Origin of the sequence: Pedobacter ginsenosidimutans, assembly GCF_001442625.1 — a bacterium.
Lineage (GTDB): Bacteria > Bacteroidota > Bacteroidia > Sphingobacteriales > Sphingobacteriaceae > Pedobacter > Pedobacter ginsenosidimutans.
This window is the reverse complement of the sequence record NZ_LMZQ01000013.1, coordinates 91539-112622: the sequence shown is the minus strand read 5'-3', so window position 1 is coordinate 112622 and position 21084 is coordinate 91539. Positions and strand designations below refer to the sequence as shown.

General features: G+C 38.4%; 22 protein-coding genes. 11 read left to right on the top strand and 11 right to left on the bottom strand.

Annotated elements, in window-relative coordinates:
• Positions 1-159 precede the first annotated feature (159 nt).
• The 3 genes from ASU31_RS16525 to pyrE form a co-directional block, all read right to left on the bottom strand.
• The gene (locus ASU31_RS16525; RefSeq protein WP_057933384.1) at positions 160-2832 is read right to left on the bottom strand and encodes an alpha-L-rhamnosidase; all 2673 of its coding nucleotides are present in this window, start codon (positions 2830-2832) and stop codon (positions 160-162) included.
• A gap of 141 nt (positions 2833-2973) precedes the next feature.
• Positions 2974-3372: an SRPBCC family protein gene (locus ASU31_RS16520; RefSeq protein ID WP_029280423.1), complete on the bottom strand. Its 399-nt coding sequence runs from the start codon at positions 3370-3372 to the stop codon at positions 2974-2976.
• Between the two features lie 38 nt (positions 3373-3410).
• A complete protein-coding gene (pyrE, locus tag ASU31_RS16515; RefSeq protein ID WP_057933383.1) occupies positions 3411-4076 on the bottom strand; it encodes an orotate phosphoribosyltransferase in 666 nt (221 codons plus the stop codon).
• Between the two features lie 360 nt (positions 4077-4436).
• Here pyrE and ASU31_RS16510 point away from each other — a divergent pair, with 360 nt between their 5' ends.
• The 4 genes from ASU31_RS16510 (at position 4437) to ASU31_RS27555 (ending at position 6848) form a co-directional block, all read left to right on the top strand.
• A complete protein-coding gene (locus ASU31_RS16510; RefSeq protein WP_057933382.1) occupies positions 4437-5249 on the top strand; it encodes a helix-turn-helix transcriptional regulator in 813 nt (270 codons plus the stop codon).
• Positions 5250-5335: 86 nt separating this feature from the next.
• Entirely contained in the window at positions 5336-6106 is a 771-nt protein-coding gene (locus ASU31_RS16505) for an isocitrate lyase/PEP mutase family protein (protein ID WP_057933381.1), read from the top strand.
• An 18-nt stretch (positions 6107-6124) separates the two neighbouring features.
• Entirely contained in the window at positions 6125-6505 is a 381-nt protein-coding gene (locus ASU31_RS16500; protein WP_057933380.1) for a YybH family protein, read from the top strand.
• A 166-nt stretch (positions 6506-6671) separates the two neighbouring features.
• The gene (locus ASU31_RS27555) at positions 6672-6848 is read left to right on the top strand and encodes a hypothetical protein (RefSeq protein ID WP_157258061.1); all 177 of its coding nucleotides are present in this window, start codon (positions 6672-6674) and stop codon (positions 6846-6848) included.
• Between the two features lie 20 nt (positions 6849-6868).
• On the opposite strand, the gene ASU31_RS16495 is transcribed toward ASU31_RS27555, so the two are convergent.
• Positions 6869-7621 (bottom strand): DeoR/GlpR family DNA-binding transcription regulator, encoded by a 753-nt coding sequence (locus tag ASU31_RS16495; protein ID WP_057933379.1) that lies wholly within the window; start codon positions 7619-7621, stop codon positions 6869-6871.
• A 55-nt stretch (positions 7622-7676) separates the two neighbouring features.
• Between ASU31_RS16495 and nudK the strand changes: the two genes are divergently transcribed.
• Together nudK and ASU31_RS16485 are read left to right on the top strand one after the other, a co-directional pair.
• Positions 7677-8255, top strand: a complete 579-nt coding sequence (nudK, locus tag ASU31_RS16490) for a GDP-mannose pyrophosphatase NudK (RefSeq protein ID WP_057933378.1) — start codon at positions 7677-7679, stop codon at positions 8253-8255.
• 99 nt (positions 8256-8354) lie between these two features.
• Positions 8355-9398 (top strand): NAD(P)-dependent alcohol dehydrogenase, encoded by a 1044-nt coding sequence (locus tag ASU31_RS16485; RefSeq protein WP_057933377.1) that lies wholly within the window; start codon positions 8355-8357, stop codon positions 9396-9398.
• A gap of 88 nt (positions 9399-9486) precedes the next feature.
• Here ASU31_RS16485 and ASU31_RS16480 read toward each other — a convergent pair whose 3' ends face one another.
• Complete coding sequence (locus ASU31_RS16480; RefSeq protein ID WP_057933376.1) at positions 9487-10353, bottom strand: hypothetical protein; 867 nt, start codon at positions 10351-10353, stop codon at positions 9487-9489.
• Between the two features lie 444 nt (positions 10354-10797).
• Here ASU31_RS16480 and ASU31_RS16475 point away from each other — a divergent pair, with 444 nt between their 5' ends.
• Complete coding sequence (locus ASU31_RS16475; RefSeq protein ID WP_057933375.1) at positions 10798-11409, top strand: NUDIX hydrolase; 612 nt, start codon at positions 10798-10800, stop codon at positions 11407-11409.
• 169 nt (positions 11410-11578) lie between these two features.
• On the opposite strand, the gene ASU31_RS16470 is transcribed toward ASU31_RS16475, so the two are convergent.
• The 5 genes from ASU31_RS16470 to ASU31_RS16450 all read right to left on the bottom strand — a co-directional run bounded on the left by ASU31_RS16470 (position 11579) and on the right by ASU31_RS16450 (position 15054).
• Positions 11579-12184 (bottom strand): hypothetical protein, encoded by a 606-nt coding sequence (locus ASU31_RS16470; protein WP_057933374.1) that lies wholly within the window; start codon positions 12182-12184, stop codon positions 11579-11581.
• Positions 12174-12677, bottom strand: coding sequence for an RNA polymerase sigma factor (locus tag ASU31_RS16465; RefSeq protein ID WP_057933373.1), 504 nt, complete (start codon positions 12675-12677; stop codon positions 12174-12176). The genes ASU31_RS16470 and ASU31_RS16465 overlap by 11 nt, the downstream gene beginning before the upstream one ends.
• 226 nt (positions 12678-12903) lie before the next feature.
• Positions 12904-13365 (bottom strand): pantetheine-phosphate adenylyltransferase, encoded by a 462-nt coding sequence (coaD, locus tag ASU31_RS16460; protein ID WP_057933372.1) that lies wholly within the window; start codon positions 13363-13365, stop codon positions 12904-12906.
• A 358-nt stretch (positions 13366-13723) separates the two neighbouring features.
• Positions 13724-14257 (bottom strand): 16S rRNA (guanine(966)-N(2))-methyltransferase RsmD, encoded by a 534-nt coding sequence (gene rsmD / locus ASU31_RS16455; protein ID WP_057933371.1) that lies wholly within the window; start codon positions 14255-14257, stop codon positions 13724-13726.
• Positions 14248-15054 carry a DUF3822 family protein gene (locus tag ASU31_RS16450; RefSeq protein ID WP_057933370.1) on the bottom strand — a complete coding sequence of 269 codons (807 nt, stop codon included), beginning with the start codon at positions 15052-15054 and terminating at the stop codon, positions 14248-14250. The genes rsmD and ASU31_RS16450 overlap by 10 nt, the downstream gene beginning before the upstream one ends.
• Positions 15055-15368: 314 nt before the next feature.
• Here ASU31_RS16450 and ASU31_RS16445 point away from each other — a divergent pair, with 314 nt between their 5' ends.
• From ASU31_RS16445 to ASU31_RS16435, 3 genes are all read left to right on the top strand, one after another.
• Positions 15369-16508 (top strand): putative sensor domain DACNV-containing protein, encoded by a 1140-nt coding sequence (locus tag ASU31_RS16445; protein ID WP_057933369.1) that lies wholly within the window; start codon positions 15369-15371, stop codon positions 16506-16508.
• Positions 16509-16765: 257 nt separating this feature from the next.
• Positions 16766-18199 carry an ATP-dependent DNA helicase gene (locus tag ASU31_RS16440; protein ID WP_057933368.1) on the top strand — a complete coding sequence of 478 codons (1434 nt, stop codon included), beginning with the start codon at positions 16766-16768 and terminating at the stop codon, positions 18197-18199.
• 92 nt (positions 18200-18291) lie between these two features.
• The gene (locus ASU31_RS16435; RefSeq protein ID WP_057933367.1) at positions 18292-18963 is read left to right on the top strand and encodes an MCP four helix bundle domain-containing protein; all 672 of its coding nucleotides are present in this window, start codon (positions 18292-18294) and stop codon (positions 18961-18963) included.
• A gap of 314 nt (positions 18964-19277) precedes the next feature.
• On the opposite strand, the gene ASU31_RS16430 is transcribed toward ASU31_RS16435, so the two are convergent.
• Positions 19278-20123: a CvfB family protein gene (locus ASU31_RS16430; protein ID WP_057933523.1), complete on the bottom strand. Its 846-nt coding sequence runs from the start codon at positions 20121-20123 to the stop codon at positions 19278-19280.
• 349 nt (positions 20124-20472) lie between these two features.
• Between ASU31_RS16430 and ASU31_RS16425 the strand changes: the two genes are divergently transcribed.
• Positions 20473-21075, top strand: coding sequence for an LURP-one-related/scramblase family protein (locus ASU31_RS16425; protein WP_057933366.1), 603 nt, complete (start codon positions 20473-20475; stop codon positions 21073-21075).
• The last annotated feature ends 9 nt before the right edge of the window (positions 21076-21084 follow it).

Here is a 21084-nt window from a genome sequence, read left to right as displayed (position 1 = left end):
GAAGATATCTCGCTTAAGAGGCAAGCATCATAAATATGGACCTGTCATCCTGAGCTTGTCGAAGGACTTAGCTAAATACGCTTTAATGTGTTTCGACAGGCTCAACATGACAAAATCTGAGAAGAAATTGTTTTTTATGATATAATCTTCTGTATTATCTTATGGTGTTTTATGTTCAATTACATACTTACCAGCTGCTAAATCTATCTTCCCAATGTTGTTTATCTTGCCATTTACATAATTATTCATGCCATGAGTAAGTGGAAGGTTAATAGTGGCTGTAGAATTTGCAGGAATGGTAATATCGTACCTGATTCCATTATTAATTCTTTTCCATGCACTCACAATTTTACCATACGGACCAATATGACTGGCCTCAAAAGAATTCAGGCCTTCCATAATGTGCGGATCCAATATTACATGTTTAAAGCCGGGTTGTTTTTCGTCTGGCTTAATACCACCTGGTGATTTATATAACCAGGCGCCAATTTCTCCAAACATAATGTGGTTCATCGATATATCCGATTTTGCATCAATAGGCCAGTTCTCGTATAAAGTGGTGGCTCCGTTTTCCATCCACCAGCCCCAGCTAGGGTAGGTTTTTTGAGCAGCAACTTTATAAGCTATGTTGCTGTAACCATTTTCGCTCAGCGCATTTAAAATGGCTTTTGTACCCAATAATCCCACATCTAGGTGGAAACCATCGGCTTCTACGCGTTTGGCTAAATTTTGGGCGACTAAGGCAACCGATTCTTCCGGAACAATTTTCCAGTAAAGCGGAACACTCATTTCGGTCTGTACGCCAGAAGCATAAATCCCTTTTTCCTTATTCAAATATCTGGCATTAAAAGCATCTTTAATTTTTTTAGCCAGGGCCATGTACTTTTCATAATCATCGTTTTTACCTAAAATTTTTGCTGCCTTGGCCAGAATAACCACATCAGCATAATAATAACAGGTCGAAGTAAGTTCAACAGGAGATTTTGATTTCACCGGAATCCAATCGCCCAAACCCCAGGTGGTTAAACCTGTCGGATAGGTTTCGTCAATATGGTTCACGTATTTTCTGATGTTTCCGTAACAATCGGCAAGTAGTTTTTTGTCGCCGTAAAACAGGTAAACATTCCATGGAATAATGGCAATTGTACTGGTCCAGTCTGGTCCGTTGCCCCATTCGTAACCCCAGCCATCGGTAGGGATAATGGAAGGTAAAACACCATTTGGCTGTTGCTCATCGCGGTGATCGGCAAGCCATTTTTCGTAAATGGTAATGCCGTCAAAACCATACAGGCCCGTTTCTATTGCAATCTGTGCGTCGCCTGTCCAGCCGTTTTTCTCTCTTTGCGGACAATCGGTCGGGTAGCCAAAAAGATTCGATAGATAAGAATTGTTGGTGGCGTAATAGATTTTATTGATGATCGGCTCTGAAGATTTAACCTCACCAACAACTGGCACGTCACTATGCATAAAATAGCCTACCAGATCTTCTTTTTTTAATTGGATGGGAGCGGAGCTGCTCACTTCTACATATTGAAAACCCTTATAATTGAAATGCGGTATAAAACTTTGTTCACCTTTTCCGTTTAAAATCAGGATATCCGTCTGAAATGGATCAGTATTATCAGTTGGCCGGTAATGGGCGTCAATATTGGAAATGTCTACGTGTCCGTTGGTATATAAACGTTCGCCATGTTTCAGTTTTATAACGGTTCCTGCCGGTCCGCTTACCGTGATTTTGCTTACGCCTGAGATATTCCTGCCCAGGTCGAAAAGATAAGTGGTATCGTTAAACTTTCTTAAACTTTTACTGGCTATTTCTTCAACATTGCGGATGGGGTGCATGGCTTGTGCAACAATATTTTTAGATGGCGCTGAACGGTACATCACATTTTTCCAATCCGCATCATCAAAATCTGGCGTGTTCCAGCCTGCTTTTTCCAGGCGGGCATCGTAATGCTCGGCGGTGTAAATACTATTAAAAATAATCGGGCTTAAAGCCGTTTTCCATTCTTTACCCGATTTAATGGTTTCGGTTGTGCCATCTTCGTAAGTAATGTGCACATCAAGACAAAAAGCTGGCCTATTTCGCCATGGAGCACGGTCGAAATACCAAACTGCGGTCGATTGGTGGTTGTACCAACCATTGCCTAATAATATGCCAATAGCATTTTTGCCTTTGCTGATGGCCTTGGTTACATCGTAGGTAACGTATAATGTTCGTCTATCAAAGCGGGTATACATCGGGTCCATGCGGTGGTTGCCGATTTTTTTGCCATTTATAGAGAGTTCGTACAAGCCAGCTGCAGCGATGTAAGCCCTGGCCGATCTGATTTTTTTAGTTGTGGTAAAGGTGTTTCGGAAATAAGGTGCAGGCTTAAGCTTGGTATTTTCATTATCCGAAATCCATGCACCTTGCCAGTTTTCCATTTTCATCATGCCGGTTTCAAAGTTGGCGATATATGCATTGTTTGATTTCTTTTGGCTTTCATCAGCAATATCAACCCTCCAGAAATATTTAGTAAAAGGTTTTAGTGCTTGCCCCGAGTAAATAACCAAATTATCATCTGATTTAACCCAGCCTGTATCCCAAAGTTTTGCACTGATTTTAACAAGCGAAGCCGAATCGGTATCTACCAGAGCGCGGTAGGCTGTTTGTTTGGCTCCTTGGCGGGCATCGTTCATTTGCCATGTAAAACGCGGATTTGGATTATCTATACCGATTGGGTTAACTAAATATTCGGTTTTTAAGGCTGTAACGGATTGAGCAAGTGTTTTGGAAATAGGAGCAAGGGCAAGAAATAAAGCAGTTACCTGGAAAAATCTGAGGTTCATAGTTTAAAGGTTATTCGAAAACTAAGGTATTAAAATAATGTGCTGATAAGAGAACGCAATGGAATTTTTACGCATAAAAAAAGACGAGGTTTAATTCGTCTTTTGTATCTGTGCAATCATTTAAATCTGTGCAATCACTTTTTACCCTAATATTTCTTTCAGTTTTTCCGTTTGGTGATCGGCCAGTTTTTGTAGTGGACCAGATGCCAGCATTTTCATCATCATGTTCAAATCAGCTGAGATAATGTGTTTAGCTGTAGTTGTTCCGTTTCCGTTATCTGCTACAGTCCACTTTAATTCTACATCGAAAGGTGCTTTTTCACTCGGAATTGCTGTTATTTCCTGATTTTCGATACGGCTCGAAATCTTAATGGCCAATTTTGCCATATTTTGGATGGTAAACCGTGCATCATCTTCTGTAGATTCCCAGTTGTAAATATTTTCTGGCATCAGTTGCTGATGATTGTTCATATTGGATAGAAATGCATAAACCTCTGCAACTGGTTTATTCACCTCTACTGCGCTTTCAATAACAGTCATTATATATTTTTTATAGATTTTTGTTTTTTACTCCAAACTTAAGACTCCGAACTCAAAACTTGTCCTTGGCCCCATTCTGAAGGATTTAAACGCCATTTACCTAATAATTCCATATCACTTTTGGCAATAATGCTGTGCTCGGCAGCATAATCGATTAAAGCGCCATAGTTTGATAAGGTTAAGTAACGGCATTTTGCAGCTGCGAAATTTTCGTCTGCTTTTTCGAAACCGTAAGTGAAAATTGCCGCTAAGCCAGCTACCGATAAACCTGCAGTTCTTAATGCATCAACAGCTTGGAGACTGCTTTTTCCGGTTGAAATTAAATCTTCGATAACCACCACACGTTGACCTTCTACCACTTCGCCTTCAATTAAACTTCCAGTGCCATGCTCTTTAGCTTTCGCTCTTACATAGATAAAAGGTAAACCAAGTTCTTGAGCTACTAAAACGCCTTGAGGGATTCCGGCGGTTGCAACACCTGCAATAACATCTACCGAACCAAACTCTTCCTGAATGGCCTGTGCAAGTTTCTGACGGATGTAAGTTCTAACCTGAGGGTGGGAAAGGGTAATTCTGTTGTCGCAATAAATTGGCGATTTCCAACCAGATGCCCAGGTAAAAGGATTATTTGGTTGTAATTTGATTGCTTTTATCTGTAATAAAAATTCCGCTACCTTTAATTCAATATCACTTTTATTATACATGGCTCAAAATTACAGATTTATTTGTGTTTGTCATAACGTTTATTAAGCCCCACTTGTTTTAGCGGGGAAAGAAAATGTCGGGATTTGAATTTAATCACGACTTCCAAATGATACAAATATCGGAAATTTTGATGGATGGTAAAAGCTATTTCTTGCCACTCCTTGTAAATCAGTATGATAAAGAATATCAGGGCTTAAAATATCTTAGAGATATGTTGTTGCGGTAACGGATTATTTTTAAGCTGCGACACTTTGATTACAGCACTTAATTATCTCAATAAGGCATAATTTGTTCCGATTTTTACAATCTTGAAGCTTGGAATTGCCCTAATTTTACGATCTTGTAATCAATTGGCATACATGGAATTTAAACAGTTTTTACCTTCAGATCTCTTAAAACCTTATATCAGGCATTATTATATTTTCAAGTCGGATGCTGATTCGACTTTTGAGGATGTAGTATTTCCCAGTGGGGATATGGAGGTAATCTTTAATCTGGGGGGTGGCAGTTGGGAATCGCTTGTAAACAATGGTTTTAAGAAAACACCAAAAATTGAACTTTGGGGGCAGATTACAAAACCACTTGCTATCCGATCGGTAGGTAAACATTTTATGCTTGGGATCAAATTTTATACACACTCGGCATCATACTTTTTTAATGATCAGATGGGGGTTTTTAACGACTCGATTACCGATCTTCGGGATGTGATCGGAGGAAGTGCAGATGTGCTCCATCAAAAACTATTGGAAACCGAGGGAGAACAAAAAAGGATCGATCTTTTAGAGGCATTTTTGTTGAAAAGACTGATCAGTCATGAAAAGAAATCCTTTTATATCAATAAGGTAGCCGATATCTTAAATAGTATCCTAAAAGATGCTTCGGGAAGCAATATTACCTATATCGCATCAAGGCATAATATCACTACGCGTTATTTGCAACGGTTACTGCATCAGCATACCGGGCTTTCGCCAAAATCTTACGATAAAATTAACCGTTTTCAGCAGAGTTTAAAGATGATTTCAAAAAACGAGGAGCCATTTACCAATATTGCCTATGCCTGCGGATATTTTGATCAATCACATTTTATAAGAGACTTTAAATCCTTTACCGGACTTACTCCTTCGAGTTATCTGGATAACCTTACTCCGGTAAATCAGCTGCTTTTTCCATAAATTTTATTTTGTTCGGATTTGTACAATCCGTTGATTTTTAAGGGCTATATCTTTGATGTATAATCAATTAAAACAAGATATAGCTTATGAATTCTTTTGAAACATTTAAACATCTGCACAAAAATACCACCCCACTTTTAATTGGGAATGTATGGGATGTGAAAAGTGCAGAAATCTTTCAAACCAATGGTTTTAGGGCCATTGGGATTTCCAGTCAGGCCATTTCGAATGCCTTGGGTTATCCAGATGGAGAAAACCTGCCCTTTGAAGAGTTGCTCCGTATAACAAGGCGCATTACCAACATGGTTAATATTCCACTTACCGTTGATATGGAGGCTGGGTATAGCCGCGACCTGCAAGGCATTTTAGAAAATGTAGAAAAACTACACGATTGTGGCGCAGTGGGAATTAACCTTGAAGATACTTTGCCGGGCGAAAAGAGAAGCTTGGTGCCGGCAGCTTCGTTTGCCGAAACAGTTGCTCTGGTGGCTGAGCACATCAATAAAAAGAAACTGAATATCTTTCTGAATATCAGAACGGATGCTTTTCTCCTGGGAGTGCCAAACGCTTTAGCGGAAACCAAAAAACGCATTAAATCTTATCAGGAAGCTGGGGCAGATGGGATTTTTGTGCCTTGCATTACCGATAGTAGTGATATTGCTGCTGTAGTTCAATCTACTTCACTTCCCATCAACGTAATGTGCATGCCCGATCTTCCAGGATTTAAAGTGTTGGAATCGCTTGGGGTTAAGCGCATCAGTATGGGTGGATTCTTCTTCAATAAAATATATGATAATGCGGGTCAGCTCGCCAGAAAAATATTGAAAGAACAAGAATTCTCCAGCATTTTTTCTTAAACATTAATAAAAATCAATATGAATTTACCAAAAAGGGCAGAAGATGCCCACTCGGCATTAGCTGCCGCATTTAACACTGGCGATGTGGCCACTGTTCTTAGTATGTATGATGCGTCGGGTATCATTGTTCCAGAACCTGGGAAACCTGTATCAGGCGAAGCACAATTTGAAGAAGCCATTAAAGCCATTCTTGCCATAAAGGGCACTATGGAAATTAAAACGGTGTACTGCTTGCAAACTGGAAATCTCGCTATAGGAAGGTCGGAATGGAATATCACCGATGGTGAAGAAGTTAAGGTTAGTGCAAAAGGCATCGAGCTAATGAAGCAAAGCGAAGATGGCACTTGGAAAATCGTTATCGATCATGCTTTTGGAGCGGAAGGAGATCTGATCGCTTAAGTTACAAAGAATCGTCATTTCGAGCTGGGCAACGCCACATCCGAGATGACGATCCTCAGCGTTTATTTCTCTCCATTCGTCATCCTGAACTTGTTTCAGGGTCTTTCCAACTTGTGTATTTGTAACAATCGATAAAATTTGCCGTCTTAATTAATATCCTCAATTTATGATTGTTTTAAAATCTGATTATTTCAGTTCGCATGAGCGCCTTACCCTTTTTATCAACGAGAACCATATTAAGCGTGAAGATATTTTAGCAATTACGCAGGCTCCAAGCTTCTTTACCATCTTTTTTTATGCTGATGATGCTGTTGTAGAAATCACACATGGATTGTTCTCCTAATAATTGAGACTCCTGTAATATTAATGCGTTACAGAATATACTGAGATCCCTTTTGACTGGAATGCTGTTTTTTCGGGGCCATTATAATCTGTAACCAAAATATCTACCAGCGATAAATCATCAAACTTTAAATATGAAGTTTTTCCTACTTTGCTGGCATCGCATAGCATGTAAGTACAATCACTTTGCGATGCCATAGCCAAAGTATTCGAAGCTTCGTGCTCACTTCCAGCATATAGTCCCTCGGCAGTAATTCCATCCACACCTAAAAAAGCTTTCGAAGCACGATATCTGCCTATATGCTCAAGTGACATTGTTCCATGAACTGCCTGCCTGATCGGATCAACTTCACCTCCAATAAGGTTAATGGTTACGGCACTATTTTGTAACTCATTAACTACAGGTATGGAATTGGTTATTACTTTTATTTTTTTGTTTTTGATGAACTGGCATAACCTAAAGGCCGTACTTCCGCAGTCAATGAATATAATGTCGCCATCATTAATATCATCTGCAGCCCTTTTACAAATCGCATCTTTTGCTTTAAAATTAACAGCAGCTTTATTGGCAAATGATACCGGTTTTATCAATTGACTTACTTTCATGGCCCCGCCGTGCGTACGGTAAAGCAGTCCGTTTGTTGCCATATTTGCAAGATCTCTTCTTACAGTAACTTCAGAAACGCCTATTTCTTGTGCCAACTGCCGAATATCAACTTCGCCATGATCCTCTAGAAGTTCTAAGATTTTATGCGCTCTTTTTTGAAATGTCATATATAATCAGTTAATTCGATCAAAAATAATCATAATCAATCAAAAATAATCATTTATGAAAAATATTAATATCCTTAACACGCAAATACTTTCAGATAACTGGTATACTTTGAAGAAAGTGAGTTTCGAAATAATAAGGCTGGATGGTGCTAAATCTATTCTGGAGCGAGAGGCGTACGACAGGGGAAATGGAGCCACAATTTTATTGTACAATAAAGAATATAAAACAGTTGTGCTCACACGCCAGTTCAGGATCCCGACATTTATCAATGGAAATGAGACGGGTTACCTGATTGAATGTTGTGCCGGACTGTTGGATAAAGATAATGCTGAGGATTGTATCAGAAGAGAGACCGAAGAAGAAACCGGGTTTAGGATTGATCACGTAGAAAAAGTTTTCGAAGCCTATATGTCTCCTGGTTCGGTTACCGAGCTGTTATACTTTTTCGTTGCTGCATATTCAAGTGACATGAAATTGCATAACGGAGGCGGGCTGAAAGAAGAAAACGAATATATCGAGGTATTAGAATTGCCATTTGAAAAAGCCCTGGAGATGATAAAAAGCGGTGAAATAAAAGATGGGAAAACGATTATGCTCCTTCAATACGCCTTATTAAACGGCCTGATGTTGTAACAGCATTGTTTGAATTTTGCAATGATTTATTTGATTTGTGTAATTGTTCTTAGCAAACCGCTACATACCTTTGTTAAGGTAAAATTAATTTAAATTTTTATGATAGCAACAAAAGGATATGCGGCACAAAATGCCGAGACAGATCTTGCACCCTGGAATTTTGAGCGCCGGGAAGTAGGTCCTCATGATGTTCAGTTCGAGATACTTTTCTGTGGGGTTTGCCACTCAGATCTGCACCAGATAAAAAATGATTGGTTTCCTGGGATATTTCCGATGGTTCCTGGTCATGAAATTGTAGGCAGGGTAGTGAAGGTTGGAGATCATGTTAAAAAATTTAAGGTAGGTGATCTTGCTGGTACTGGTTGTATGGTAGATTCTTGCCAGGTTTGCGAAAACTGTAAGCAAGATTTAGAACAATATTGTTTGGAAGGAAATACGCAAACATACAATAGTTTAGAAAGAGATGGTAAAACACCAACTTATGGTGGCTATTCGGATACGATCGTAGTGCGCGAAGAATTCGTACTTCATGTATCGGATAAATTAAATCTGGCTGCTGTAGCACCGCTTTTATGTGCAGGTATTACCACTTATTCTCCCCTGAAACACTGGAAAGTAGGGAAAGGCCATAAACTGGCTGTACTGGGTTTAGGTGGCTTAGGCCATATGGCTGTGAAATTTGGTGTAGCTTTTGGCGCCGAAGTAACGGTATTGAGTACTTCACCAAAGAAAGAAGAAGATGCCAAAAAACTTGGTGCTCACCACTTTGTGGTAACAACCGATCCTGAGCAGGTTAAAGCTGGCAGAGGTACGTTCGATTTTATTTTAGATACCGTATCTGCTGAACACGATTTTAACATGTATCTGTCTTTATTGAGAACAAATGGTATACACATTTGCGTAGGTGTTCCACCTAAACCGGCAGAAATTGCTGCTTTTAGTTTGCTTGGTGGTAGAAAAAGTCTTGCCGGATCGGGTATTGGCGGTATTGCCGAAACTCAGGAAATGTTAGATTTCTGTGCGGAGAATAATATCGTATCTGATATCGAATTGATTGATATCAAAGATATCCACCAGGCTTACGAGCGTATGGAAAAAGGTGATGTACGTTACCGCTTTGTAATTGATATGGCAACGTTGTAGATCTAAATATCAGATAAACTAACAATTAGGGGTTTGGGGCTGAAAAAGGTTTCTAAACCCCTGTTTGTTTATCAGACAAATCAATCTCCTAAGTCGTATAATTTTGCTTTACAAATTCTGATATAGAGATGTTATGATTGGATTCTACTTTTGAAATCTGTTTTTTGTTATCCAACAGCAGATTTTGGAGCGTACCTAGCGAATCTTTAAGATAAGAGATGGATAACATACGCGAAATCCTGCTTCTGATCTTTTCGGCCAGGAACAATTCGACCAGGATCAGTGTGATTAAAAAGGTATAATGGGTGAAGATCAGGTTATTGGTATTCTTGCTTAAGGCGGGCAATCCTAATGATACCAAGCTCATATCTATTATTAAAGGAATGCCGATAATGGCAATAATTGAAATTGCACTTGCTTTTAACGTAATACGTTTTTCTGCTTGCTTTATCTGTTCATTAAAAGCAGAAAATTTAATGTTCAGCGGTGTATTTCTATTGCTTTGTTGTTGTTCTAGCTTCTGAAGGTCTTTTCCATACGCTATATCTATTATTCTAACCTGCTCTACGATGGATGATTCGGCATTGTTAAGCTTTTCCTGATCTTCTACGATAGATTCTTGCTCGGCTATAATTTTATCCATTACCATCAAATCGTCGGGGATACCATGGCGAAGCTTTTGTTCTGCGGCAATAATACGGTTATCTAATTGTTTAAACTGCCTTTTAAGCTCTGCAATTTCTTTATTGTAATACTCTTTTTTTGAAGCATAGTTGTTCTCCAAACTATGGAGTTCAGATGCGTATTCGAAATTGGCCAATAACTGTTCATTGCCGGCAAAACGCTGATAAAGCCCAGTTAATGTGATAAAGAGCGTACCTGTTGATTTTTCTGGGTTAGAAAGATCGTTTCGGTATGCTTCCAGATCTGTTTCGGATAATGAAGGTATGGGCATGGCAGATTAAAAGGTTAAAATTATAAAAAATATTCATCGTTGCAGGAATTATTCGCCATTGTTTTCTAACTGAATGCTCCAATACAGATAACTAGCCATTTTTTTTACATTCTAGTGTGTATGGCTTTTGGTTATTCAGGTTCATCATTGATTAAATATTATTTTTTTTTCACTCTTTAATAAATTATTCTATATTTGTAGCAAGCAAGGGGTGAGAGCCTTGCATCAATCTTTGATTGAGAGCGTTAATTTAGATAAGGTTACAACATTAATTGTTGTAACCTTTTTTTATATCCTATACTATAAATAACTCAACAATTTTTCTACTTTTAGAGCATTGCAAAATATATAGGTTTCGCAGAAAGAACTCTTTAAATGTAATCGGGAAAGGAGCGGGTTGCTATAAAAAAGCACCATTCTCTATTTAATGTGTGTTAAAAATATATGCCAAGAAATTATAGAATTTATATCAACGATAACACTTTGTTTATCTCAGATTTTTTGCCAGAACAAAAAGAAAAAATTCAACAACTGGAATTTCAGGATTTTAATCTGCAAACATTCTACAAAAAACTAAAAAACGGTTCTAAAAAGAGCTATATTTTCTTGACAAAAAATCCTCAGGAAACCTTTAAAAAATTAAAGAAAGATTGCACTATTATTAAGGCCGCTGGTGGTTTGGTAGAGAGTGCAAATGGCAATTTTCTGTTTATTTTTAGGAACAAAAAGTGGGATCTGCCCAAAGGGAAGCTAGAAGAAGGTGAAAAAATGAAGGAAACCGCTGTTCGTGAGGTAGAAGAGGAGTGCGGAATCAGGGTTTTTAAACGCGAAGAAAAACTTTGTAAAACCTATCATGTTTACCCAATTGGTACAAAAATGGTAATCAAGAAAACCAATTGGTACAAAATGAAGGTTAAAGGTGAACCAAAACTGGTGCCTCAAAAAGAAGAAGGCATTGATGAAGCAGTTTGGTTAGATAAAAACCACATTTCGCCAGTAGTTAAAAATACTTTTCCATCAATTATGGATGTGCTGAGGGCCGGAGGAATATTGTAAGACCCCCGAAGCGTCAGATGGTAACATCTGACTACACAAAATTCCATTGAGTTTGTCACGTTGAGCTTGTCGAAACGCCTTCAAGATATTTAAGTAAGTCCTTCGACAGGCTCTCCATAGGAATCCTTTGGACAGGATGACATTTATATTTATAATACAGACTTGCACATTACTCATAATCCAACTCATCAACTACTTTTTTAACCTGCTTTAAATACTTGCCATAGTAATACCATGCCCATAGTTCGGTAATCACACCTATAATCAGAATGGTAATAAAACAGTTTAATAAGATGTAAACCGATGAAAGCTTAGCTAAAATTTTATTGAAAATGGAAGCCTTTTCTATAAATAAATAAATTGCAATGAATGCAACGCCGATAAAGGCAACGATATAGGTAAGGGCTTTATATAGTTCGATATTCAGTTTCATTTCGTAGAAAAACCAGAGGATGTTTTTGCGTGTATCTAAACTCATATCGTAAGAGTTTTTATAGAACAGATAAAACTTGAAAAAATAATAAGCGGTAAATCCGCAGGTAATGGCATAAAACATTAAAAACACCTGATTCATTGCCGATGAAAACCCAAAAAAGTAAGGTACAAAGGCCATGAGTACCAAAAAGAAGATCTGGTAAAAAAACTCGTGTTTCATTTTTCCCCTTATTTTATCAATTGGAGTATGTGCCTGTTTTATTTTAAGCATATCTGTAGAAATGTTGCTTCCTTCAGGAGTTTCAGCATTCCATTCATTTTTTATATCGTCAAAATTCATAACCGTTTTTCTTTATGATGGATTGTAATTTTTCTTTGGTTCTGTTGAGTTTAACCCGTGCATTTATCTCGCTAATGCCCAGGTTTTCGGCAATTTCGCGATGCGATTGATTTTCGAGAAATAGAAATATCAAAGCTTTTTCTATAACATTCAGCTCTTGTACTGCAGTGTACAAATAGGCTAGTTTTTCTTCCCTTTCGGCACTTTCATTTATATCTATTACATCGATATTTTCATCCAATGGTGTTTTATCTACTTTTCTATTGTCCTTCTTAAAGTAAATTAATGCAGTATTTAAGGATACGCGGTACATCCATGTGGTAAATTTGGAATTGCCCTTAAAAGTGGGGTAAGCTTTCCATAGCTGTAATACGATTTCCTGAAACAGATCGCGCTGCTCTTCGGCACCGTTCATATACATTTTAGAGATTTTATGTATAATCGCTTTGTGCTGATTGATCAGGGTGAGGAATATGTTTTCTGTTTCTTTCATTTAATATTATAACCCATTTGTAACCGATTCTTTAAAACGTTACATTTTAAATTTAAATAATATTAAACTACTATAAGGGAGGATGAACACAGATGAGATTCCAGTAGATTGGTCGTCTTTCCCGCGCAGGCGGGAATCTTACAATGCACACTATGTAGCGATCGTAAGATTGCTTCCTCGGCTGAAAAAGCCTCCTCGCAATGACGATCTTTAGATTAACGGAGTATTATAAAAAACTAAGTGCTTCTTTAGGTACAAATGGACTCACATCGCCATGGTTTCTTAAAATATCACGAACAATGGTGGAGCTGATGGCCGAATATTCGGGCTTGCTTAAAAGTAAAATGGTTTCTACCTCTGGCATCATCGTCTGGTTAATCTGTGCGATGGCTCTTTCATACTCAAAATCGGATGCTGAGCGAATACCGCGTACCATATATTTGGCATCTATTTTCCGGCAGAAATCTACTGTTAAACCTTCGTAAGTTTGGATTTCTATGTTTTGATAACCTTTAAAAACAGTCTGTAGAATTTGAAGACGCTGCTCTGCACTTAAGAAATTCTGTTTAGAACTGTTTAGTCCGATACCCACTACAATTTTATCGAAAAGTGGAGTGGCACGTTGTAAAATGTTTACGTGAGCAATAGTGATCGGGTCAAATGAGCCTGGAAATAGTGCTATCTTCATGATTCAAATATAGATTTTTATGGCGGAATTATTTACCACAAAGACACGAAGAAAACAAAGAGCGTTGTTTTTTTGCCACGGAAACACGGACTTGCATAGATTGAAGTATATTTTTAACATGTTTTTATCATTAAGAAATTAAGGACATTAAGAAATTCAATGGCATATGATTGAAGCAGGCTATTGACAATAAGCCTGATTGCAATGGAAAGCCCGGAACCCGATCCTTTATCGGGTGAGGACTTGCAATGAAAAGCAGGACTGAAGGCCGCCACAACACGCTGTGTGCTCAATTCTAAAAATAAATTAACTATGCGCCATTAACCAATGAACTAATGACCAATGAACAATTGAACTACTATAACTCAAAAAAGCTAAACGATGAATTGCCATATTTTCTAGTTTCGGTGTAGCCGGGCTGGCTGTTCAGTTTCATGTTACTTTGGTGTTCTACAATTAACAAGCCATCAGGTTTGAGTAATTTTTGCTCTTTCACCATCACCGGAATCTGTGGAATGTTAGGCATATTGTATGGCGGATCGGCAAAGATCAGGTCGTAAGTGCCTGTCATTTGTTTTAATAACTTGAACACATCGCCTTTACGCACATCAACTTGATCAAACTGGTGTTGTTTTGCTGTGTTTTTAACCCAGTTTACGCAACCATAATCCATATCAACGGCTAAAATACTTTCTGCACCGCGTGAAGCAAACTCAAAAGTTAAATTTCCGGTACCACAGAATAAATCTAAGACAGAACAGGTTTCGAAATCATATTTGTTGTTGAGGATATTGAAGAGTGCTTCTTTGGCCATATCCGTAGTTGGGCGTACCGGTAAATTTGCAGGGGGCTGCAAACGGATACCCTTTAATTTGCCACCAATTATTCGCATAAATCTAAAGCAAGGAGACCGCTGAAATAGTGCTTCGGCATATCGGCCAATAATTCGCTATTTTGTTTTCCAGCGGGAAGGAAGAAATAAAGTTGGTTAAAGTATTTTAACAGGCAGTTATAATGCTCATCATCTTCGTTTATAATGCCTTGTAAATAAACGGGAATGGCATCAGTTAAACCCAGTTGTTCGATCATCAGCAACAGGAAATAATTAAATTCCTCAGCGTTTTCTGATTGATAATGGTTTTGAAAAACTATTTTTTTATCTTTTATGTAGAGTACATTGAAAGATACTGCTGTAAAATCGATTAATAAAGACTCGTCTGCCAAATGATTAAATAAAACCATTAATGGTTCAGACTGGGGAAATAAATCTGTTTTCTCGGGTAAATTTGCTTTTAAATCCTCATCTAAACAAAAAACAGTATTAAAACCTAACTTATCGTTGTGTTTAGTATAAACTTTAGCATCAGAACCTAAATACTTAGCATAAACGGATAGATTTTCACCATCAAACCATTCATCAGGAATAAAAATAAAATTTGAGGTATGGATTGCGGCTTTTATTGTTGCATAGTTTAATGATAAGTAACTATCGGTTTCAAAGGCAGATTTCAGTTCTTTTTGTACATCTTCACAACCTTGTTTATCAAAAATGATATTAATCTCTTCTGTATCTTTACCTATCACAGCATAAGAAAAGCTGTCATTTGTTATTTTTAATAATAAATGACAGTTTGCAGATGCATCAGTTTTAAAATTCGGGTCGACTAATAAGAGACTATTGTTACTCATTGAAACAAAAATAGACTTTTTTAAGGATTAACAGTAAGATGAGGTTAATTTTTTGGTTGCTTTGTTTTTTTGCCACGGAAACACGGAGTTCACGGAAACCTGAGTGAATTGATATTCGCCCAAAATATGAAGTTAACTTTGGTTTCTTTGGTTTCTTTGCGCTTAATCTTGTCTCTGCGCGCTTTGCGTTTAAAGAATATCAAAAATATCTGTGTTTATCTGTGAAGATCTGTGGTAAAAATGTCTATGTTTTTTTACCAAAATCAAACCTTTCGGATATTCAAAAATCGAAATATTCGGCTTAAATTCGGAACATGAGTTACAAGCCTACCTATAAAGCGGCAAACACGATTGCAGCAACTATTGAGCAACATTTTGTTAAACTGCATAAAAATGCAATTGCACAGGGTGAAATAGATTTGGCTACTCAACCGGATCGAAAAATAATTGAAGCGATAATTGACGTTGCTTTTTGGAGCAGCTTGCGTAAAGAAGAGGGGCATTCGCCGAGGATTTCGATTGCTTTTTTACCGCCGGAACAAACCTCGAAACCATTGCGTTTTGCGAAAAAACTAGCGTTAAATGCCAACACCTTAACCAAAATAGCGCCTGGGATTGAGCGCTCCGGAATTCACTTAGGCGTTTGGGAAGAGGATGGCGAACTCTATATCTGGGGTACAACCCTTAATATTCCGAACTTTTGTTTTGTTGTTGATGTTTCTGAACCTGGATTAATCGTAATTAAACACCGAAGGATTTATGGCATCGGTAAGTTTACCAATGTTGCCGTACTTAAAGGAGAGCAGATCCGTATTGTTGATGATACCAGTTGTGCAAATAAAGATTGTCCACCTATTTTGCAGGCCTTGTTAGATCTGACTGTTTTAGCCAGCTGGAACGACCCTATTAATATTTTGATCCAGTTTTCTGTTTCTATGCGTGCGCATGGTCGTGGCGGAGCCCTGCTAATTGTACCGAAAGGCGATACGAAGTGGGAAGAATCCATTATCCATCCGATACAGTATTTGGTAGAACCTCCATTTTGTGGTCTATCCAACCTGGCGAAACAGAACGGAAACCAAAGCGAAATTTTTTCGCAGGGGGCCGTGCGCCGCGAGGTTGAGCATTTGGCAGGTTTAACAGCTGTTGACGGTGCAACGATCATCAATGAAGAATTTGACCTGATCGCATTTGGCGCGAAAATCGGCCGTGCTAAAGGTAAACCAACCGTAGAACAGATTGCATTTTCGGAGCCCATTGTTGGTGGTGAAGATAAAATTCTTTATCCCGGACAGCTCGGAGGGACCAGGCACTTTTCTGTGGCCCAGTTTGTTAACGATCAGCCCCAATCTATTGGTTTGGTAGCCTCTCAGGATGGTCATTTTACCATCTTTAGTTATAGTAAAAAACAAAATATGGTAATGGCACATCGGATTGAAACCTTACTTTTGTAATTGGCAGTGCGCAGGGAGCAAAGCGCATAAACCTTTGTATTGGTTTGAAAAGGTACTGTAATGCCAGTCGGTTACTGCAGTCCGTCTTTCCGCTAAATTCCCGATCAAAACCTTTTGCAAAAAACAAGCAGGCGATTAGATCGGGAGATATCGCTTCAATACGGTTTAGTTAACTTGGACCGATGCTAAAAACTCAGGTTTTATTCATGCGCCCTGAAAACAGTTAACCGATTAACCATTTAAACAATTAACCATTAATGATCCCGGATAAAAGTCAACTTATAGCTTCAGCATATGAACATACACCAACCAAGGAGCAATTGCTTTTTTGCGAGCGGATGTCGGTATTTTTGCAACAGGATGACGAGTACCGCTGTTTTGTGCTTAAAGGTTACGCTGGTACGGGTAAAACTACCTCTGTAGCGGCCTTGGTTAAGGTTTTGAAACAATTTAATCTGCGTAGTGAACTGCTTGCGCCAACAGGAAGGGCAGCGAAAGTAATGAGCCAGTATTCATACCGAAAAGCTTTAACTATACATAAACGGATTTACCGCAAGCGCTCGGCGGCATCGCCCGAAATGCAGTTTCAACTGGCACCTAACCTCTCGGAAAATACGCTGTTTATTATCGACGAGGCCTCGATGATTGCCGATGAATTTAACGAAACAGGTTCTTCAATATTGAGAGATCTGCTGGAGTTTGTGTACAATACCAAAAACTGCTTTTTGCTTTTTGTGGGCGATACGGCCCAGTTGCCCCCTGTGGGGAGTTTAGATAGTCCGGCACTGAACGAACAATATCTCAAAGATAAGTTTGCGTTAACTGTTTCATCTGTTGAGTTAAAGGAAGTGGTTAGGCAAGGAAAGAAATCAGGTATTTTGGCCAATGCCACGATGTTGAGAAATCAGATAGCTAAAAATCCTGAAAATCCGATGCCTAAATTCCTGACTAAAAGTTATACCGATATATATAATATGCCCGGGGCGCGTTTGGTTGAAGGGTTGGAATATGCTTACCGCAAATTTGGCATGGAAAATACCCTGGTGGTTTGCCGCTCCAATAAATCGGCTAATGTGTATAACCAACAGATTAGAGCAAGGTTGTTGTACCGTGAAGAAGAATTAACAGGTGGCGATCAGATTATGGTGGTGCGGAACAATTATTTCTGGCTGCCAGAGAACGAAGATACTGCTTTTATTGCCAATGGCGATATGGCAAAGGTGATTCGCGTGAGGGGAGAAGAGGAACGTTATGGTTTCCGTTTTGCCGATGCTACTTTAGAGTTTATGGATTTTCCGGCCGCAGGACAGATTAGTTGCAAAGTAATGTTGGATACGCTCAATTTAGAAAGTGCTAATCTGCCTTACGAGCAGAATAAAAAGCTTTTTGATGGGCTTAATGAAGATTATGAGCATATTGCTAATAAACGACAGCGGATGTTAGCCATTAAGGCTGATCCTTTTTATAACGCTCTGCAAATTAAGTTTGCCTATGCGGTAACCTGCCATAAAGCACAGGGCGGACAGTGGGATGCTGTTTTTGCTGATCAGGGTTATCTTACTGAAGAAATGATCGATCTCGATTTTCTCCGTTGGTTATACACTGCTGTAACGCGAGCAAAAAAAGAGTTATATTTAGTCAATTTTACACCGCAACTTTTTGCAAAGACAGCGCAGGAGGACTACTTTTAGAACGTGATTACACTGATTTAAGGATTGCACAGATTTATTCTCTTTTGTGTTTTCGTGTCTTTGTTGTGGTGAACATACTAACCAATTATAATATGAAATTTGCCTTTAGTCTTAAAAACAAGCTGAAAATTGCTTTTTTGCTGTTCTGCATCATGTGCTGCACCTTGTTGATCCGCTTTTTGGAAGATAAAAGTGTAGAGAAGATTAACGAATCTTTTATTTCAATGTACAATGATAGGCTTGTTCCGGCGACAGATTTATACTTTATTGCTGAAAACCTATATTATAAAAATCAAATCCTTCAGGAAACATTGTTAGGTAATGGTGCTGTTCATCCCTCAACTGGTATGGTGAAAATGAATAAACACAACCGTAAAATAGATTCGGTCATTACTAAATATGAACTTACTTTATTGGTAGAACAGGAGAAAAGTTTTTTAAACGACCTTAAAAAAGCATTAACCGTTCAACAGGGGTTGGAGGCGAAAATAATTAACATAGCAGGTACTGAAGGAAGAATAATTTATGAGTCGATGGGAAAAAATGCTGTTGATGAAACCCTGGCCAAGCTTTCGGCCTTAATTAAAATACAATCTAAAGTTGGGAACGAGCTGATTAAGGGTTCAAAAATTTTTGTTTCAGGAACCAAGGTTTACTCCACTTTACAGGTCATTTTAGCCATTGTGATTGGAATTATGATCGTGGCCATTGTTTCGGCCTCGAATGCGGTGAAGGTGCAGAGTGAAAAGTTTAATCTGAATTAGGTTTTAACCTCTCGTATTAGGATTGACCACGAAGACACAAAGAAAAATTTCGTTATCTCGATCGTAGCGGGGATCCTTCAACTACGCTATCAATGATATACTCTAATAAAAAGCGTCGTCATCTCGACTGGAACGCAGTGGAATGGAGAGATCTATCTAGAGAGATTTCTCCATTTCGTTTCACTTCAGTCGAAATGACGATTTATATATTGGCCACGGAGGCACGGAAATCACTGAAAATTATTCCGTGTTAATCTGCGTTTCCGTGGCTAATTATAGATAATCTGTGCTTATACTTTTGATCTGCGGCGATCTTATTCTGCTTCGTCGTCTGTAATCAGTCTGATCGAATCGTCAGAAAGTACAATTAAACGCTCCTTATATAGTGAGCCAATGGTTTTTTTGAAAGCACTTTTACTGATCTGGAAACGGTGATAAATATCTTCAGGAGAACTTTTATCGCCCAGCTCAATTACGCCACCACTCTTTTTTAGCTCTCTTAACATCATCTCTTTCGAATCGAGAATATGGCCGTAACCACTTGGCTGTAGAGTTAAATCGATCTTACCTTCCACTCTGATTTTCTTGATCCAGCCTTTGCGCATTTCGCCCGGTTGGATATTATCAAAAACCTCGTTATTATAAAGTAAACCAATATAAGTATTGTTGATAATGGCGTTAAAACCAAGATCAGTTTCTTCGGTAATCAATAAGCTCACCTCATCACCTTCTTCAAAATCAAAACCGTCTTCTTCAACAAAATCGTATAGCTTAGAAGAAGCCAATAAGCGGTCGTTACTTTCGTCTAAATACAGGTAAACCACATATTTATAGCCTTTTTGCATTGGCCTTTTTTGCTCGCGGTCTGGTACATATACATCTTTATCGATCCCAAGATCCATAAAAACGCCATCATCACCATCAGAAACCACTTTCAAAAAAGCGAAATCGCCCACTTCGGCATATGCTTTCTGGGTAGTACCGGTTAAGCGGCCATCTTTTTGTACAAAAACAAAAACGGTAATGTTATCGCCAATTTCTACGCCATTTGGAACGTATTGGTAAGGGAGGATGACCAGTTTATCGCCATCGGTTAAGTTTAATCCAGCTTCTGTTTTGCTTAAAATCCTTAACTCGTTGTATTTTCCTATTTCAATCATGTGTTTGGGTTTAACCATTTTCTTCAATGGCTTTTGCTGCAAAGGTAGCAATGTTTAGCTGCAAATTGGTTTTTAAATCAGTTGAAATAATTTTAAACACAGATAAAAAGGATGCACCCAGATATTAAGATCTGTGTGCATCTGTGGTGAAAAAACTAACCTAATATTTCTTTTTAGCCAAGTTATCATTGACTGACTCGGCTAGAGCGGTCGTCCTCTCGACCGAAGCAACGCGGAGTGGAGAGATCTATTACATGGGAGCTATCAATGATGATCTATCACAGCTATTTGAACCTGCAATGAAAAAAAATATATATTTTAGCAGCTTATCTAATATTAAATCTACAATATGAACAAGCAGATTCCTCCATTTTTTTTAAGCGACGAATATTTTATTGATGAGAAAGTAAACTTTTTAAAGTTTGCGAACGAGTATAAGGTTTATAACGATCAGGGTGCTCAGATCGGGATTATTAAACAGCGTATTTCTGGCTGGCAAAAAGCTTTAACCTTATTGGTTGATAAGCGAATGATGCCTTTTAAATTAGAAATTACCGATACCAATGATCAGTTACAGGCCACCATTACAAGAGGGTGGACCTTCTGGATGTCGAAAATTATTGTGACCGATCCGCTTGGTGTTGAAGTGGGGATTATAAAACAAAAATTTAAATTCTTCAAGCCAACTTTTACCATTTCGAGCCCAACATCTGGAGAAGAGATCGCAAAAATATCTGGCGATTGGAAAGCCTGGAATTTTAGTATCACCAATAACGCAGGTGCCGAAATGGGCAAAATAAACAAAAAGTGGGCTGGTGCTTTGAAAGAAGTTTTCACCACGGCCGATAAATACAATGTGTCTATCGATCCAAGTTATGCCGAAAGCAATCAGAAAGTTGCAATTGTGGCCACTGCCATTACCATTGATATGGTTTTGAAGGAAAGTAAGTAGGATAATTAT